At 55.0% G+C, this 16112-nt stretch carries 13 protein-coding genes; 3 read left to right on the top strand and 10 right to left on the bottom strand.

The genetic code is table 11. The features are described from left to right. Window positions 1-13 precede the first annotated feature (13 nt). The 5 genes from FN806_RS19685 to FN806_RS19705 are packed head-to-tail and all read right to left on the bottom strand — an operon-like array spanning window position 14 to window position 5527. The gene (locus tag FN806_RS19685) at window positions 14-1018 is read right to left on the bottom strand and encodes an ABC transporter ATP-binding protein (RefSeq protein WP_142640317.1); all 1005 of its coding nucleotides are present in this window, start codon (window positions 1016-1018) and stop codon (window positions 14-16) included. Next, on the bottom strand, window positions 1015-1992 hold the full coding sequence (locus FN806_RS19690; protein WP_142640318.1) for an ABC transporter ATP-binding protein: 978 nt from the start codon (window positions 1990-1992) through the stop codon (window positions 1015-1017). The genes FN806_RS19685 and FN806_RS19690 overlap by 4 nt, the downstream gene beginning before the upstream one ends. Continuing rightward, entirely contained in the window at window positions 1989-2912 is a 924-nt protein-coding gene (locus FN806_RS19695; RefSeq protein ID WP_142640319.1) for an ABC transporter permease, read from the bottom strand. The genes FN806_RS19690 and FN806_RS19695 overlap by 4 nt, the downstream gene beginning before the upstream one ends. Further along, window positions 2909-3886 (bottom strand): ABC transporter permease, encoded by a 978-nt coding sequence (locus FN806_RS19700; RefSeq protein ID WP_142640320.1) that lies wholly within the window; start codon window positions 3884-3886, stop codon window positions 2909-2911. Before FN806_RS19700 ends, FN806_RS19695 begins: the two co-directional genes overlap by 4 nt. Window positions 3887-3946: 60 nt before the next feature. Continuing rightward, complete coding sequence (locus FN806_RS19705) at window positions 3947-5527, bottom strand: ABC transporter substrate-binding protein (RefSeq protein WP_142640321.1); 1581 nt, start codon at window positions 5525-5527, stop codon at window positions 3947-3949. Between the two features lie 181 nt (window positions 5528-5708). On the opposite strand from FN806_RS19705, the gene FN806_RS19710 reads away from it, so the two are divergent. Next, complete coding sequence (locus FN806_RS19710; protein ID WP_142640322.1) at window positions 5709-6620, top strand: LysR family transcriptional regulator; 912 nt, start codon at window positions 5709-5711, stop codon at window positions 6618-6620. On the opposite strand, the gene FN806_RS19715 is transcribed toward FN806_RS19710, so the two are convergent. Next, entirely contained in the window at window positions 6617-8158 is a 1542-nt protein-coding gene (locus FN806_RS19715) for a M81 family metallopeptidase (protein ID WP_142640323.1), read from the bottom strand. The two genes, FN806_RS19710 and FN806_RS19715, sit on opposite strands and share 4 nt — an antisense overlap. A 151-nt stretch (window positions 8159-8309) precedes the next feature. On the opposite strand from FN806_RS19715, the gene FN806_RS19720 reads away from it, so the two are divergent. Beyond that, window positions 8310-8810 carry an RES family NAD+ phosphorylase gene (locus tag FN806_RS19720; protein ID WP_185956750.1) on the top strand — a complete coding sequence of 167 codons (501 nt, stop codon included), beginning with the start codon at window positions 8310-8312 and terminating at the stop codon, window positions 8808-8810. Between the two features lie 577 nt (window positions 8811-9387). Here the strand turns inward: FN806_RS19720 and FN806_RS19725 are convergent. The 3 genes from FN806_RS19725 to FN806_RS19735 all read right to left on the bottom strand — a co-directional run bounded on the left by FN806_RS19725 (window position 9388) and on the right by FN806_RS19735 (window position 14807). Next, on the bottom strand, window positions 9388-10803 hold the full coding sequence (locus FN806_RS19725) for an FAD-binding oxidoreductase (RefSeq protein ID WP_142640325.1): 1416 nt from the start codon (window positions 10801-10803) through the stop codon (window positions 9388-9390). A gap of 119 nt (window positions 10804-10922) precedes the next feature. Continuing rightward, the gene (locus tag FN806_RS19730) at window positions 10923-11180 is read right to left on the bottom strand and encodes a DUF4242 domain-containing protein (RefSeq protein WP_142640326.1); all 258 of its coding nucleotides are present in this window, start codon (window positions 11178-11180) and stop codon (window positions 10923-10925) included. Between the two features lie 27 nt (window positions 11181-11207). Continuing rightward, complete coding sequence (locus FN806_RS19735) at window positions 11208-14807, bottom strand: adenylate/guanylate cyclase domain-containing protein (protein WP_142640327.1); 3600 nt, start codon at window positions 14805-14807, stop codon at window positions 11208-11210. A gap of 464 nt (window positions 14808-15271) precedes the next feature. Between FN806_RS19735 and FN806_RS19740 the strand changes: the two genes are divergently transcribed. Further along, on the top strand, window positions 15272-15880 hold the full coding sequence (locus FN806_RS19740) for an exonuclease domain-containing protein (protein ID WP_142640329.1): 609 nt from the start codon (window positions 15272-15274) through the stop codon (window positions 15878-15880). 50 nt (window positions 15881-15930) lie between these two features. Here FN806_RS19740 and FN806_RS20610 read toward each other — a convergent pair. Continuing rightward, the coding region (locus tag FN806_RS20610) for a hypothetical protein (protein ID WP_221929507.1) at window positions 15931-16112 on the bottom strand (182 nt) is incomplete at its 5' end.

The raw sequence follows: 16112 nt of genomic DNA on the forward strand, positions 1-16112 counted from the left end.
TCCAGCTTCTCGTTCAAACGGTTTCGGCGTGTTCCAGCAGGCAGGCTGTTTCGCGCCCGCCGCGCCCGGCTTTCAGTTCTGGAACGGTGGTGCGGCACTCAGCGGTCGCCACCGGGCAACGCGGGTGAAAGGTACATCCAGATGGTGGATCGAGCGGCGACGGAATTTCCCCGTCAATCGGGGCAAACTCACGCCGGCGCTGATCAAGGCGCGGAGCCTCTGCAAGCAGAGCTTTCGTGTAGGGATGGCGTGGGTCAGAGAAGATTTCCTCTGTCGATGCGCTCTCGACAATGCGGCCCAGATACATGATCGCCACGCGGTCGGCGATGTGTTCGACGACGCTCAGGTCATGGCTGATAAACAAATACGTCAGGCCCAGCTCCTCGCGCAGGTCCATGAACAGGTTGATAACCTGCGCTTGGATCGATACGTCCAGCGCAGCGATGGCCTCGTCGCAAACAAGGAACTTCGGCTTCACGGCGAGCGCACGCGCGATCACGATCCGCTGCCTTTGCCCACCGGAAAACTGATGTGCGTAGCGCCGCTTGAGCGACGGGTCGAGGCCGACCTTACGCATAACGTCGTCCACGTAATCCGCACTCTCTGCCTTGCTGACGCTCCCATGCATACGCGGTGCTTCACCGATGATATCTTCGACGCGCATACGCGGGTTGAGGCTGGCAAAAGGGTCCTGAAAGATCATCTGAATAGCGAGGGTTGCCGCGCGTTTATCGGAGCCGCTCAACGTCGCGACATCTTTGCCTTCATAGAACATCTGCCCATCACTAGCGGCGTGAATGCCGGCCACAACACGTCCCAGCGTGGACTTGCCGCAGCCAGACTCGCCGACCAATCCCAGAACTTCGCCCTTTTGGATCGACAGGTTTACATTATCGACTGCATGGACAGTTTCTTCACGGATGTTTGCGCCAAGTCGCTGCGCGATTTTCCCCGCTACGTCCAAACGCTTGGTGAAGCGCTTCGAAACGCCTCGGATTTCAACGAGCGGCTCTGTCATAGCGTAGTCTCCTCCGTACGCTGCGGGTTGAAACAGCGAAGGCGGCGGCCATCCACGTCCTTAATCTGGGGTTGTTCGGAACAAGCTGCCGTCCGAGCCTGACAGCGAGGACCAAAGGCGCACCCTTCAGGAAGGGCGAACATATTCGGCGTCATCCCTTCGATCTGGAACAAGCGCTGCCCACGCCGGTTAGCGGTCGGAACAGATCCAAGAAGCCCAACCGTATAGGGATGCAGCGGACGGTCTATCACATCGTCGATGCCGCCCTGCTCAACGATCCGTCCGGCATACATAACTGATATCCGATCCGCGAGCCCCGCCACAACGGCCAGGTCATGCGTGATCCAGATCATCGCGGTTCCCGTGCGTTTCGTCAGCTTCTGGGCCTCGTGGATGATCTGCGCCTGAATTGTCACGTCGAGCGCGGTCGTCGGCTCGTCGGCAATGATCAGGTCCGGCTGGTTCAGGAAGGCTGTCGCAATCGCCACGCGCTGCCGCATCCCACCGGAAAGCTGATGCGGATAGGCCTGCAATCGCTCTTCCGGCGATGGGATGCCGACCAATCCAAGCGCATCGCGGCTTCTTTCCCAGGCGGTTTGGCGGTTGACGTTTTCATGGGCGAGAATGGCCTCGATCATCTGCGTATCGACGCGCAAGACCGGGTTGAGCGTCATCATCGGATCCTGAAAGATCATCGAGATTCGGTTGCCACGCAAGGATTTGAGTCGCTCTTCCGGTGCGTTCGCGATCTCGTCACCATTAAAACGGATTGACCCATCGACGATGCGCCCGGGAGGATCGATCAGCCCTAGGATGGAGAACCCGGTGATCGACTTGCCCGACCCGGACTCACCTACTAACCCCATGACCTCGCCCTTGGAGACGGTGAAATCCACACCATTAACGGCCTTGACCACACCCGCATGCGTGAAGAAGTGGGTCTTCAGCCCGCTGACTTCGAGTACTGCCGTCATCTCTTCAACCTCGGATTCAGAACATCGCGCAAATGGTCGCCAACAAGGTTGATGGACACGACCGTCATTAACAGCGCGACGCCGGGAAAAACGGAAATCCAGTAGCGTCCTGAAAGCATGTATTCGAATCCATTTGCGATCAGCACCCCAATCGACGGCTCAGTCTGTGGAAGGCCTACGCCAAGGAACGAAAGCGTCGCTTCCAAAGAGATCGCACTGGCGGTTTGTACCGTGCCAACGACGATCAGAGGCGCCATGCAATTCGGGAGAAGATGCCGAAAGACGATCCGCGAACGCGAAATGCCGAGACATTGTGCGGCTTCAACATATTCCTTGCCACGCTCGACAAGCGCGGTCGCGCGGACCGTGCGGGCGTAGTATGCCCATTGCGCAATTACGAGGGCAAGGATGATCTTGTCGACACCCTTACCAAGTGCCGCAACCATCATCAGTGCTACCAGCGATGCCGGGAACGACAGTTGAAGGTCCACGATGCGCATGATGAACGCTTCGGTCCGGCCACCGGCGTAGGCCGCGACCAGACCGATCACCATACCGATCAGAAGGGCAATCACTCCAGATGCAAGCCCAACGGTCAGAGAAATACGCAAGCCATAGAGAATTGCCGAGTAGAGATCGCGTCCAGACCCGTCCGAGCCGAGCCACATCGTGTATCCGTCGAATGCTTCGGAACCTGGAGGCAAGCGCCCATCCATGACGCTGACCTGACCAAGATCGTAGGGGTTCTGCGGCGTGATCCAGGGCGCCAGGATGGCCAGCAGAACGATGACCAGGAATATGCCGAGCGCCGCTGTCGCGATCCTGCTTTCGAAGAACTCGGCTCGAAAACGCTGGAACGGCGTCTCGACTTTCGGGGATTTGGTGGGGGTCAGTGAATGATCTGTGACGGTGTCGGTCATGCGCCCTGATCCTGCAAACGAACCCTCGGATCGAGGATCGAGTAGAGTATGTCGACGATCAGATTGATCAGCACGAAAAACAGTACGATGATCATCAGATAGGCGACGACGACGGGCCGATCCAATTGCAGTATTGCGTCGATCAGCAGTTTGCCCATTCCGGGCCATGCAAAGATCGATTCAGTCACCACCGAGAACCCGATCAAACTGCCGAATTCGAGGCCCATGACGGTCACAACCGGGATCATGATGTTCTTCATCACATGCACCAGAATGATGCGTCGGGTCGAAAGACCCTTGGCCCGGGCGTATTTCACATAATCCTGCCCCATCGCTTCACGGACACCCGCTCGGGTAAGGCGGATTGCCAGTGAAATCTTAAGAAGTGCCAGGTTGAGAGCAGGCAGGAAGATGTGGCTCAACCCATCGAGCGTAAAAAGGCTGCTGTGAATTCCAAGAAACGAGCCGATATCGCCACGCCCTGTCGCCGGGACCCATCTAAGTTCGACTGCAAACAGCATGATGAGCATTAGTCCGACCCAGAAGGTCGGCAGTGAGAAACCGAGAATCGAGCCAGCCATGATTCCCTTGGAAAGCGGGCTATCGGGATAGAGCCCGGCATAAAGACCCAATGGAATACCGATCACGATAGCAAGAAAGAGTGCACTGAAGGCCAGTTCCATCGTGGCAGGCATATGGTGCAGGATCAGTTTGAGCGCGGGCTCACCGAAGACGAAGCTATCGCCGAGGTCACCTTGTGCTGCACCTTTGAGGAACAACCAGTACTGTTCCCAAATAGGCCGATCCAATCCAAGCCGTCGAATGGCAGCTTCGATGTCAGCCTGATCCGCGTCAGGGCTTACCAGCATGTAGACCGGGTCACCAACGATGTTGACGCCAAAAAAGACAATCACCGACATCAGAAAGACAACAAGCATTGCTTGCAGCAATCGGCGAATGACAAAAACGGTCATGAGGACATTCCCTGGGCAAAGGCTTCGGGCCGCTGCGAAGGCGGCCCGGATGCATTGCGGTTACTCTTTCACGACGCCTGTCGCGAGAGTGTATTCGTCGGTCCGAGGGATGTAGCTCAGACCTTTTTTGGCCGCCCAGGTGTTGACCTGGAAGTGAGTCGGAATGATTGCCACATTCTCGATCGCGCGCTCTGTCGCCGCGGCGAGCAGTTCCTGTCGCTTGGCGTCATCGACTGTTCGCAAGGCTTCTTCGATCAGCGCGTCGGTTTCAGCATCCGAGTGTCGGCCACGGTTTGATGATCCAAAGCCCGCATCCTTGTCATGGGTATGGATCAGCGATTTGAGAGGCGAGGACGCTTCGCCGGACCCCGCGCCCCATCCGACGAGGATAAAGCTGAATTCCGGCAGACCCTCAGGGCTGCCTTTGGAAGCGCGTCCAAAGTATACCGAACGCGGCATGGTTTCGACGGCCGTCTTGACGCCAGCACGGGTCAACATTTGCGCAATTGCCTCGGCGATTTTGGCGTCGTTGATGTAGCGGTCATTCGGCCCATGGATTGTCATTTCAAATCCATCGGGATAACCGGCTTCAGCCAGAAGCGCTTTAGCACCGTCCGGGTCATACGCCACGACGTCCAAATTGTCGGACACGCCAAAGAACCCCTCGGGAAGAAGCTGGCCGGCGGGTAACGCAACCCCCTCCATGACACGCTCAACGATTGCATCGCGGTTGATCGCCATGCTGATCGCCTTCCGGACGCGGACGTCCATGAGCGGGTTCTTGATATCGCCGCCACCATTGGCCTTCACAAAGGGTGAATCCTCGCGGAATTGGTCCATGTGAAGATAGATCACTCGGTTGGACACGCCCTGGCTCAACTGGATATCATCGTTGCCCTGAAGTGTAGTGATATCGGTCGTCGGGACGCCCGATATCATGTCGACGTCACCGGCAAGAAGCGATGCAACACGGCTCGGACCGGAGGTGATCGGGCGGAATTCCACCTCGGACCAGATCGGCGCATCACCCCAGTAGCCGTCGTTCCGTACCAGCACGATGCTTTCACCCGGCGTGTAGCTTTGGAACTTGAATGGCCCTGTGCCGATGGCGGCCGTACCCGCGTTGAAGTCTTCCGTCGTTGCCTCGCAGCCCACTTCTGAGATCACAGGGATCGTGGAAATGTCATTGCCCATCAACGGATAAGGTGCGGCCGTTTTGAATTGCACCGTGTAGTCATCGATCTTGACGACTTCCTTACCCTTGAGATAGGTGCCGTATCCCGATGGAGAGTTCGGTACGTCCGGCGCGCGCGCCATGGTGCAGACTACATCATCTGCCGTAAAGTCGCTTCCGTCGTGAAACTTTACGCCTTCACGCAGCTTGAACTCCCAAGTCAATTCATCAATCGGCTCCCATGACTCTGCAAGACCCGGTGATAGGCGCTGATTTTCATCCTGCGCGATCAGCCGGTCAAAGATGTGCACGGACATTGCGTTGTTCGGACCCAAGTTGTGAAAATGCGGATCGAGCGACGTCGGCTCCGAAGCGAGGCCGATCGTCAGTTTTTCGGCCGAAACAGCACCGACGCCGAAAGCCAAAATGCCGACAGCGACAGCTGTCGCAGATGTGAGTTTCCTCATCAAAAAGACTCCCTGTTTGTATGGCGCTTGTGAATAGGCGAATCCTCGGCCGATCCCGCGCCCTATTAAGAAAGGCTAGCTACCGCAAAAATCATTGCCAATACTCAATGCTATGCAATTTTGCATAGACCAATCCAAGAGTTTGGATGTTCAATCGCTCATACCGGGGGAGGAATGCAGCATGACGGAACACCGACACAGACTGCGCGAGTTCGAGTCACTGAGAGCCGTGATCACAACTGGGACGACAATCGGCGCCGCACGGCGTCTCGGGATTTCTCAGTCTGCCGTAAGCCGGTCCTTGTCGCAACTCGAGGCCCGAGTTGGACGGTCGCTGTTTCTCCGCCGGTCGGGACGCATTGACCCAACCGACGAAGCGTTGCGCCTCAACGAAAAACTGGACCCAATCTTCGAGACGCTTGCCGATATCGAGGGCGCAGAATGGGCTACTCCGGATAACGAGCCGTTGCGTCTGATCGTGCCGCCGACACTGGCGCATCACTTTGTCATCTCTAGGGTCGCCAGTTTTCTCCAGAAGAATGAAGGAAAGCAGCTTCAATTGGATATTCAGGCGACAGACGTGCTGGTCGCCGGCATTCTCGACCTCCGCTACGATCTTGGTTTGACGAGTGCGATGATCCAACGAACTGGTGTTCACCTCATGCCGTGGCGCCGCAGTCAGGTGGTCTGCGCCATGCCGAGCAACCATCCGCTGTCGGAAAAACGAGTGGTGACGCCGCAGGATCTGGAAGGTGTAGCGCTGATAGAGTTTCTGAGAAGGCTGGGGACGCGAGCGATCACCGAAAAGATCTTTGCGCGCGCCGGAATTCGTCCAAAACAAGTCGCCGAAACGGCAACGAACATGGCCGCTCTGGAGCTTGTCCGCGAGGGTTTGGGTGTGACGCTGATCAATCCCTTCCCGTTGTTGTCGTCGGGGATGGAAGGTGTCGTCGTCAGGCCATTTGACGCCGCCATTTTTTATGACACCAGCTTTGTTCTTCCATCAGGCAGGCCACCATCTCAGCTTGCCCGCCAGTTCATGCAGTTTGTCAAATTGACGACGCCGCATGACAAGTATTCAGAGCCCGTTTAGCGCAGCAACTGAGCCGACCACGAGGCGTCGATGTCCATCGGAAAGTTCGGTCGTGGCAAATTCGCAAACGGCCAGCGGTCGTGAACTGGCGACGTAAGCCCGCCCGTGTCGACCTCAAAAACCTGGTTTGGCCCAAACCAGTTGGAAAACCCGGCCCGAAAGTGGCCTCGGGATTTCACAACAACGGTCCGGGCCGACGCAATATCCAGTCCGAACATGTGAAAGAACACGGGATCGGCGGTCTGCGTGCGATCGGTTATCACTACCACGGTGATGCCACCAATACGAAGCGCAGCGGATGGCCCCAGGGCCAATCTCCGACCGGCCGTCATTCCCAGTTCACCGACCACATCTCCATTGTGAAGACCCAAGACCTCCGCATCCGCCTCGAAAGGCACATCCCACTGCGCCCAGAAAACACTGGAATCGGAAGAACGGTTGAATTGTGCCCTGAATTTACCGCCGACACCGATGCGATGGGCTTCGTTCACAAGTTCCGGATCACAAAAGGAACCGTACAGGCATTCTTCGGCTTTTGCCGCATGAAGAGCGGCTAACAGTTCTGTCGTCCTGCCACTGCCGCCGCCACCAGGATTGTCACCGGCATCGGAGAAAATCACAGGCGCGCGCGCTTGGTCGGCGGAAATCGAGATCGCTTCCGTCACGGATGTCAGTTTTCGAACGAAATCCTTCCTCAACGACCAAGCCATGTCTGCCAGTTCTTCCGCCAGTGCACTGGCCGCCTTCTGGTCCTCACGCGCAGTAACAACGATGCTCAGACCATTGTCGGGCGTGTCGGAGAAAAGGAAATTGCCGAAGATCGATACGTTTAGAATCTCACCTCGGCCTTCGGCTTGTCGTCGCTGACCGTGGTCGATCAGCGTGCCATACGGGTGCTCGGCACTTAGAAGGGTTACGGATGCCGGAACAAGAGGCAGTTTGACATGCGCGGTTTGGGGCCGGACGCCCGACGCCAAAACCCGGCGCAGCGAAAAGGCGGCTTCCTCGCCACGTTCTATCTGATCGACGTGAGGATTGGTCCGATAGCCGACGATCAGGTCACAGGCATCGACCATCTGCTGTGAGATATTTGCATGCAGATCGAGTGTCGCAACGACAGGTACGTCCGGTCCGACAACTCTCCGAATGTGTGACATCAACAAACCGTCGGGGTCGTGGTCATGCTCGGCAACCATCGCGCCGTGATTGCAGATGTAGACTGCGTCAACAGGGCCAGCTGAGCGAAGCATGTCTTCCGAAGTCACTATGATCTCTTCGATCACGGTTTTTCGTACTGGACCTGCGGGATGGCTGGCTGCCAAGATACAGGGTACCGGCGTCCAGTCGCCCGTAGCATCCATCGCCCTGACAAAGGCTGCAAATTCTATTGCCAGCTTTGGTGTCGCGAATCTGGCCTCAGACATCAAAGCATCGCCTGATAGCCATGTCAGAGACTTAAAGTCTGACAAATCAGCCGGGGGTGCAAAGCGATTTGACTCGAGAATTGCGCCAAGGAGGGCGATCTTTGGAACCTTCATGCGAGAGGCCTTTGGGAATGCAACAGAGTGCGAGGAAACATGAGTAAGTGATTTCAATCAAGGTATCATGCGTCTTCTCTTTACTAGGAAAATGTCCGTCGCATTGTGTCTCACCCATTGCGCGACGCGCAAGCGATCTGTACCACCCATTATGCTGACAGAAGTTTCCGGGGAATTCGTAAAGATTGTTTGGGCCGATGACCCAGACGTTCACCTCATGCGCGGCGCACCAGATCGCCCACCCGCTCGGTTTAATCGCCGCGGGCAAGACGCTTTGTATCTGAGCCCTGATGTTGAAAGCGCAAGGGTCGCCATCGGACAGGACGTTAGAAAGGATGATCGCCCGCGGGTTGTGCTGACTTTCGAGGTGGAACGATGTGCGTTGTTCGATCTGCGCAGCCCCGAAGCCGCAGATATCTATGCACTCGCCAGTCAACCCTGGCGCAAACTCGTAGCTGCCGGTGGGGATCCGTCCTCATGGCTCGCGGCTGATCGGATCAGAGCAGACGGGCATATTGGATTGATTGACCCCTCACGAAGGCGCCCGGGCCTTTGGCACATCACACTTTTTCGATGGAACGAGGCGAGCGCACCTAGCGTGTTTCGGTGTAGTGAAGTGAAACCGGTTATCGTCCCGCCGGACTATCGGTGACGTTTAAAGTACGACCCAACTATCATTTCGCAATTATGGCCATCGCAAGAAACCACCGTTCGCTAATGTGCCGTATCGATGGGACCACCTAGAAAGTGGTTCATGGGGAGATAGAAAGAGAACGCTTTTCTTTGGCAAACCGCGACTTTCGCCGCTGCCACAATCTGGTCTTTCATACCGAAACCTTCATAGGCAACTTCGTGGGACAACACGGATACTTGCAGCCCCAGTTAATTCGCGTCTGCAGCGAATGCCAGCAATGCGGGCTGCGAATGCAGCACTTCAGCATTTGTCTGAGTGACCGCTTTGGGCCGCCCACACCTGAGCGAGGTCAGGCAGTCGAAAAGATGCCACGATAGCTCCGGCGTCAGCTTCGAGCCCAAAGCGGCTAAATGGTCAACAAATCCCTGCCGTCGCAGCGGAACACGGAATTCGCCTGACAGTGGAAAAGACAGTGTCGACATTTTTGACGCGAAAAATATTTGGTGGTCTTAACGCGTAACAGAATACTCGTTGTCAAATATCAAGCATAAGCTCTAAGCGTCCGAATAGATCGGCCTTTCCAAATCGGATGGCCCTACTCAGGCACTATGTTGTGATTAATCCTGAACAGGTTCTTTGGATCATAGCTGCCCTTTATTTTCGAAAGCTTCCCGCTGTTTAGGCCGTATGCACCAGCCATATGATCCGCTTCGTCTTCGGGCATAAAGTTTACATACGCGCTACCGGTCGCATGAGGCCGCATCTGATTATAAAGTCCCCGCGCCCACGCAATGCACTCATCATCCTTGCTCGGGTCTTCCCAACGTGTGTGAACATTCATTATGAAGTGTGCTGATCGTTGCGGATAAGCTGTTGAGTGGGGTTCAATGCGTGCCATTGCGCCACCTACATGCGCAATAAATACTTCGCAAGCAGGGTCGGGAAGGCTGGAAACCGCCTCGAGAAGACCTGTGATTGCTTCCGAGGAAAGCGCTTCGAAATCATGGCTTTTCCAATAATTCCGAGCGCCCGGTGTAAGCAAAGGGTCGAATGCTGCTTGCCAGTCTACAAACTTGTGAGGTGAGATGACATCGGCAATCGGTTCTCCTAGCGCGCGCAAACCCGACAAGGCTTTTTCACCATCGTCTATAGGACCACTGTAGCAAGCTGCAAAAATCAGCACCTCTCTCCCATGCCACTCTTCTGGTAGGAACGGGAGAGGAGGAGCTTTTCGCATCACGCTCCAGACGGTCAGTTCATCGGGTGAGTCATCTGCAATGGCTGCGAATTCTGCAAGCAGCTTTGGCGCCTTTTCGATCGGGTGAACGATCAGACCCGACAAAACATCGGGCCCAAGATCATGCAACTGGAACTCGAATGAGGTCACGACGCCGAAATTGCCGCCTCCACCGCGGATGGCCCAGAAAAGCTCCGGATGGCTTGTGGGCGAGGCGCAGACAATCGTCCCATTTGCCGTCACAACTTCTGCCGACAGAAGATTGTCGATCGTCATTCCGAATTTCCGCGTGGTCCACCCAAAGCCGCCGCCAAGGGTCAGACCAGCGATACCAGTTGTCGAATTGATGCCGACAGGGACAGCAAGCCCATGAGCCTGGGTTTCGCGATCTACATCGCCAAGCAATGCACCCGGTGCAACCCGAGCAGTCTTGTTGACAGGGTCTACGTGTACCGATTGCATCTGGGAAAGATCGAGTAATACGGTCTCGTCTGCAACAGCGTGCCCTGCAATTTGATGCCCACCTGATCGGACCGACATTATGAGGCTGGCGTCCCTAACAAAGTTTACAGCTTTCTGTACGTCGCTCGCCCCCATCGCGCGGATCACGAACCCAGGGTGACGTTCGAACATGCTGTTCCATGTTGTTCTTGCGCCTTCATATTCCGGAGTGCCCTGTAAGTAGACGCCGCCGCGAAGCGAGGAATTAAGCGCATCCAAAGCGCCTTGATCCACAGTTGCCGTGTTTCCGTCGAGTGTTTTTATGTCGTACATGCATAGGCCTCCCTGTTTTCAGATCAGGCTTCTTGCGCGGCTGCCTCATATAGTTGTGACTTCCGATGCGTTGTCCCGCAGTTAAATCGCCTCGGATTAGGTTTTAGAACTGCGAATACTCAGGTGAATATTCCGGGATCTATCTGATCCACGGGTGTTATGACATCGGCTGGGATGTTAAGGCGCTCGGCCGCCTTTCTGAGGCTTTCCTCGTCAGGGGCCTCATACAGGCAGTATGTTTTGCGCTTGTCTGCGCTGAGGAACGAGAAAATCCACTCGACCCCGACTTCGTCATTGATCTCTTTGATGTGAATTTTGTCGTCGTCGCTAACGTTCAGCTGCTCGGCAAAATTTCTCTCAATTATGTACCTTGGCATAATGCTCCCCCAAGCATGTAAATGACTTTAAACAGCTACTCCCTCGAGCTTTGACCTAAGGAAAACCATACTCAATTGCTGTGAAATTGCCAACGCTTCCCCTTCTAGTTGAAACGCTAGTTTCAAATCATTCGTTCGGCCCCGTTGCCTTAGCGCGGATGCATACGCGGCCTTGCTGTGCGCAATCCACGGTGGGCACTTCATGCGCGTGTCTATTTCGATGGCCTTATGGAACATCCTCTCAGCGGCGTCCCAGTTTTTTAGCACCGCTGCCAGATTGCCTAGACGTCTTGCTGCCGCCCCGGCGCAAACTGTTGTTGCCCCAGCGGTGATCGTCAGCTCTTCGTATGGGGTCAGCATGTCATAGAGGGTCTCAGCATGTCCCAGATGCTCGACTGCGACACAAATGTCAGCGAGATAAGACAAAGTAGTTGAAAACATAGCATCAAGCGGAAGATCGAAGCCATTCTCTGCCATTTCATTCAGTATGCGTTCAGCTGGTTCCTTGTATCCCAACTCGGCGGCAATAAGGCCAAATCCTGGTTTCCAAGAAATGTCTTCCGGGCTATCTGTCATCAGCTTCTTGATCACCGGTGCAACTTCGTGCAGCCGGTTTTGTTCGCGGCGGATGGTAAACATCTGAACACCGAATACGCCCTCAACATGTTCTCCATGTGTCTGACGACCGATTTTCACCGCTTCGTTGGCATGCATCTCCGCTTGCTCAAAATCGCCATCCATAATTGCAACCATGGCGCGTGCGTGCTTTTGCACCCAGTAGAGTTGCAGATGATTGTCCTTTTCCGAAATCTCCGTCAGCAATTCGAGTGAATGATCCATCAAGTCGCGGTCGGCCATTTCGGCCCCGACAAAAAGACTGAGTGTCCGGTCCCGACCCTGATCAATACTCCCTAGGTTTTCGGCCACTCGATGCATCGCATCAAGATTTTCACGCCAATGACGTACCTCTCTTCCTTTGCGCGCGACGAATGGCGCCCCAAAATGCATCATCATCACCGAGAATTGGGATTTATAGTCCCCTAGTTTCGCGGCCAGTTCCATTGATTGCTGACCATAGCGAGCGCCTTCAGAAAACTGGCCGACAAACATATGTGCCCGTGCAAGTTGGCTCATCAATCTGCACTGCCGTACTTCGTCATCGTCGGGGAGGTCGTTCAGAGCTCTATCACAAAGTTCAATGGCCTCGCCGTGTCTCTTACTCGACATCATACACGAGTCCGCAAAATGGTTCGCAGCATCAGCGGCGAGCGCCACATCGTGTATTCCACGGGCGGCGTCCGAGGCATCTTTCAAGGCCGCTATCCCCTCCGGCAACTGACCTAGGCTGTCATGGCTGCGACCAATAAGGATTTTGGCTTTGATCGTTTCGACACCGTTATCAGATCCAAGATTTTCGGCCGCTTTGAGTGTTTCCCTGGCGTTGACCATCGCCTCTTGGCTGGCGGATCGCGCCAATGCCATTTCAGTTGCCGTCTGCCATTTGTCGAACGCAGCACGCCATTCTTCGGCCTCTGAAAGATGGCGGGCAACCAACTCGGGCCGACGTTCAATCTCAGCTGACCGCAACTGCATCAAAGCACGGGCCACGTTTGCATGTTGTTGTCTGCGGGTTGAGCCCAGCATGGATTGATAGGCGGTATCGCGAATAAGGGCATGACGGAAAACGAAATACCCTCGATTGTGCCCGCTTTCAAAGATCAAACCCGTTCGAGACAGCTCTTCTATACGAGATTGAATTTCCGCACTCGCAAGACCTATTGCGGAAGCCAGCAAGCTAGGCTCGAACTCCCGTCCAATGACGGCTCCTGTTAACGCGACTTGTTTAGCCTCTGGCGAGACCGCGTCAAGACGTGCCATCAGTGTGCCCTTCAAAGACGCGGGTATGTGGACTTGCCCGTGTTCACCCGCCTCAACAATCGCCCGGGCCAGTTCCTCGACGAACAAAGGCACGCCGTCCGTCTTCTCAATGATTGTGGCAATCAGAGCATCATCGGGTGCTTTTCCGGTAACATGGCGAACTAGGTTCGAGACATGGGTCGTATCGAACCGACGCAGCTGGAGCGTATGTACGTGCGCTTCCCCGTCATCATGGGCCAGTTCCCAGCCGGGCCTGTGGGTAATCAAAATCATCAAAGGCAGATCTGCGCAAATTGCTTTGAAGCGATCCAAAAGAGCTTGGGTGGAAGGATCAATCCAATGCGCGTCCTCAACACAAAGAATAACAGGACGCGTGCTTGCGCGCACCTGAACCGTGTGGATTAACGTCTGAATCGTGAGGTCACGTTGCTCCTGCGGTGACATATCGAGAACGCTTCGGGCAAGAGCACTGTGAGGCGCAACCAGCGCGGCAAAGACGGGCAGAACCTTTTCCCATTCCAAGCCCTCTCGGCTTTCCAACATTTTTTTGACAAGGTCGAGAATTTGGTCGTCATCAAAATCTGTCCCCACACCAGCATCCTGAGAAATCCTCTGGGCGACAGGGTGGAACGGGCTACTGATAAGGTAAGGAGAGCAGTTCAGCCTGATAATATCAGCTTCGCTAGTCGCTACAGCATTAGCGAGAAACTCTTCCGCCAATCGCGATTTACCGATCCCTGCTTCACCGGCAAGCAGAACAACCTCTCCCTGACTGTTCTGCGCACGCAGCCATGATTGTAAAAGGATACCTTTTTCGTAGTCGCGACCAATCATGACGCTGCCACTTTCGTCCCTATAAGATGCTCGAAACCGGCTTTCCGCGCTGTGTTCTGATACGACAGTCAAAAGGGTCCGTGGTTCTTTGAAACCTTTCAGCTCGGTTTGTCCAAGAGACCTAAACTCAAATAGCCGATGCAAAGTTTCTTCGGTCTCCTCAGCAGATAAAACAACTGAGTTCGGTTCTGCGTGTTCCTGAAGCCGCGCTGCCAGATTGACAATTGGCCCCGTCATGGCTCCTTCTTCGTAGGTGTTTTCACCGATCGTATCGCCAACTACCACGTCGCCACTCGCGATACCTAACCTGGCTGACAAACGCTCACCGTCAGGTGCTTTAAGATCTCTGACCCGCCGAACGGCCTCAAGACCAGCCTTTAAAGCGCGAACTGCATGATCTTCATAGGCTGTAGGCCAGCCAAAAAAAACCAGGAGACCGTCGCCCAAATACTTCGAGACGTAGCCGCCATACCTGCTAACTGCACCTGCAACCGCATCCTGGTAGCTCTGCAGCAGTTCGCGCATGTCTTCGGGATCAAACCGGTTAGTCAACTCAGTCGAGGCGACGAGATCAGCAAACAAAACTGTTAAGTGACGCCTCTCTGCGATCGCTAATGAAGCAGGCTTCCTTGCGGATAAGGTCACGCCTTGCGATTCATCCGAAATGGGGACCGGGCCGACTTCGTCTGCATCCACGTCTACGGCCTGCGGCGATTGAGACGAGTGCTTTTGACCAGTCAATTCCTGAACCGCTGCCAGGATGATTTTTCGATGGCCCAGACTAACCCCAAGCTCTTTAAGGTCGTCGTTTGACAGTAGTGGCAGTACGCGCGCGTCGATATCATGCTGTGCAAAAGCGTCTGAGTATTGACCCAGTTCGAGATCGTTCAGCCATTTGTCGATTTCAACCGCCATAACGGGATCATGCTTAGATACGGGACGCTAATCAAGAAAACGCTGTAACCACAGGCTGATTTTTGGCGGTCAAACGTCCGCATTGCTTTTCACAGAAATGACACCTACTTATGCAACTTTTTTCAGTATGCAGAGGTTTTTTGCAGGCAGATCTCCCTCAGCGAGCACTTGCTGCGCTGCCGCGATAGGCAGCTTTGTCCGCGATGTGTGAGTTCGGCGAGCCGAGGGTTCGCGCTCGCGGTGAAGGTCGGCAATGCGGGCTGAGACCGCAGCATATTTACCCATTGGCCAACGGCCGGTATGGGCCGTTTCGTGAAGTGTCATATAGTCATACTGCACTCCTTGAGAGCGAGAACGACTTGCCAAGACCCATTCGACCCGCAAAAACTAGGTTGCGTAGGTGTCGACCTGGCAGCAAGGGCTGAGAAAATCCGACAGATGTAGGGCGCCGAGAGTTGGACACGTTGAACAGATTTGGGCATCTTAATGTGCCGCCGAACGGCCCTTTTCGCTTTATTGCGTTGGATGTCGAAACGGCGGGAAAGACTATTAGTAGCATCTGCCAGATCGGACTTTGTTTCGTCAGCGACGCTGGTTTTATTCAAACCTATTCTGTCCTGATTGACCCCGAGGGACCGTTTGAAGCTTTCAATACTGAGCTCCACGGGATTTCCGCCGAAACCGTGATTGGGGCTGGAACATTCCCAACGGTCTATGCGTCCTTGTTTGAAGTCCTGAACACGCACAACCTTGTGCAACACAGTACGTTTGATGAGAAGGCGATGACGGCTGCTTGCGCCCGGTATGGCCTGCCAATGATCACGTCGCATTGGACGAATAGCGTCACGATTGCCCGCCAAGCATGGCCTTCATTGAAGGGCGCCGGTGGGCACGGGCTGGCAAATCTTAAAAAACATCTCGGTCTTGAGTTTCACCACCATGACGCTGGAGAGGACGCCCGTGCCTCGGCTTCTGTGATTCTAAAGGCGGAAGAGGTTTTAGGGGCGCCGCTGTCCTATCTCACGACCAACCGCCAGTTGACCTTCCCGTTCATAAATCGATCTGAGAGATAAGGGTTGGCGAAGCTGCGTTGCGACGGGTGAGGACATCGGCAAGGTCCGGATCACATAGGCTCAATCGTTAGATATTGCTCTTGCAACAGCGTTGGTACTGATCCCAATAAAGTGACTTCGCTACCGCGAACGAACGGCGGCTCCCGTTTGAGGTCAACCAATTGATCCGTTTCTTGCGCATTCGGTTCAAGTCGCTCAACACACGCGCAAGAACCGGGTCGCGCTTCACTCG

This window comes from Ruegeria faecimaris (assembly GCF_900182615.1).
In the GTDB taxonomy this organism is placed as follows: Bacteria; Pseudomonadota; Alphaproteobacteria; order Rhodobacterales; family Rhodobacteraceae; genus Ruegeria; species Ruegeria faecimaris.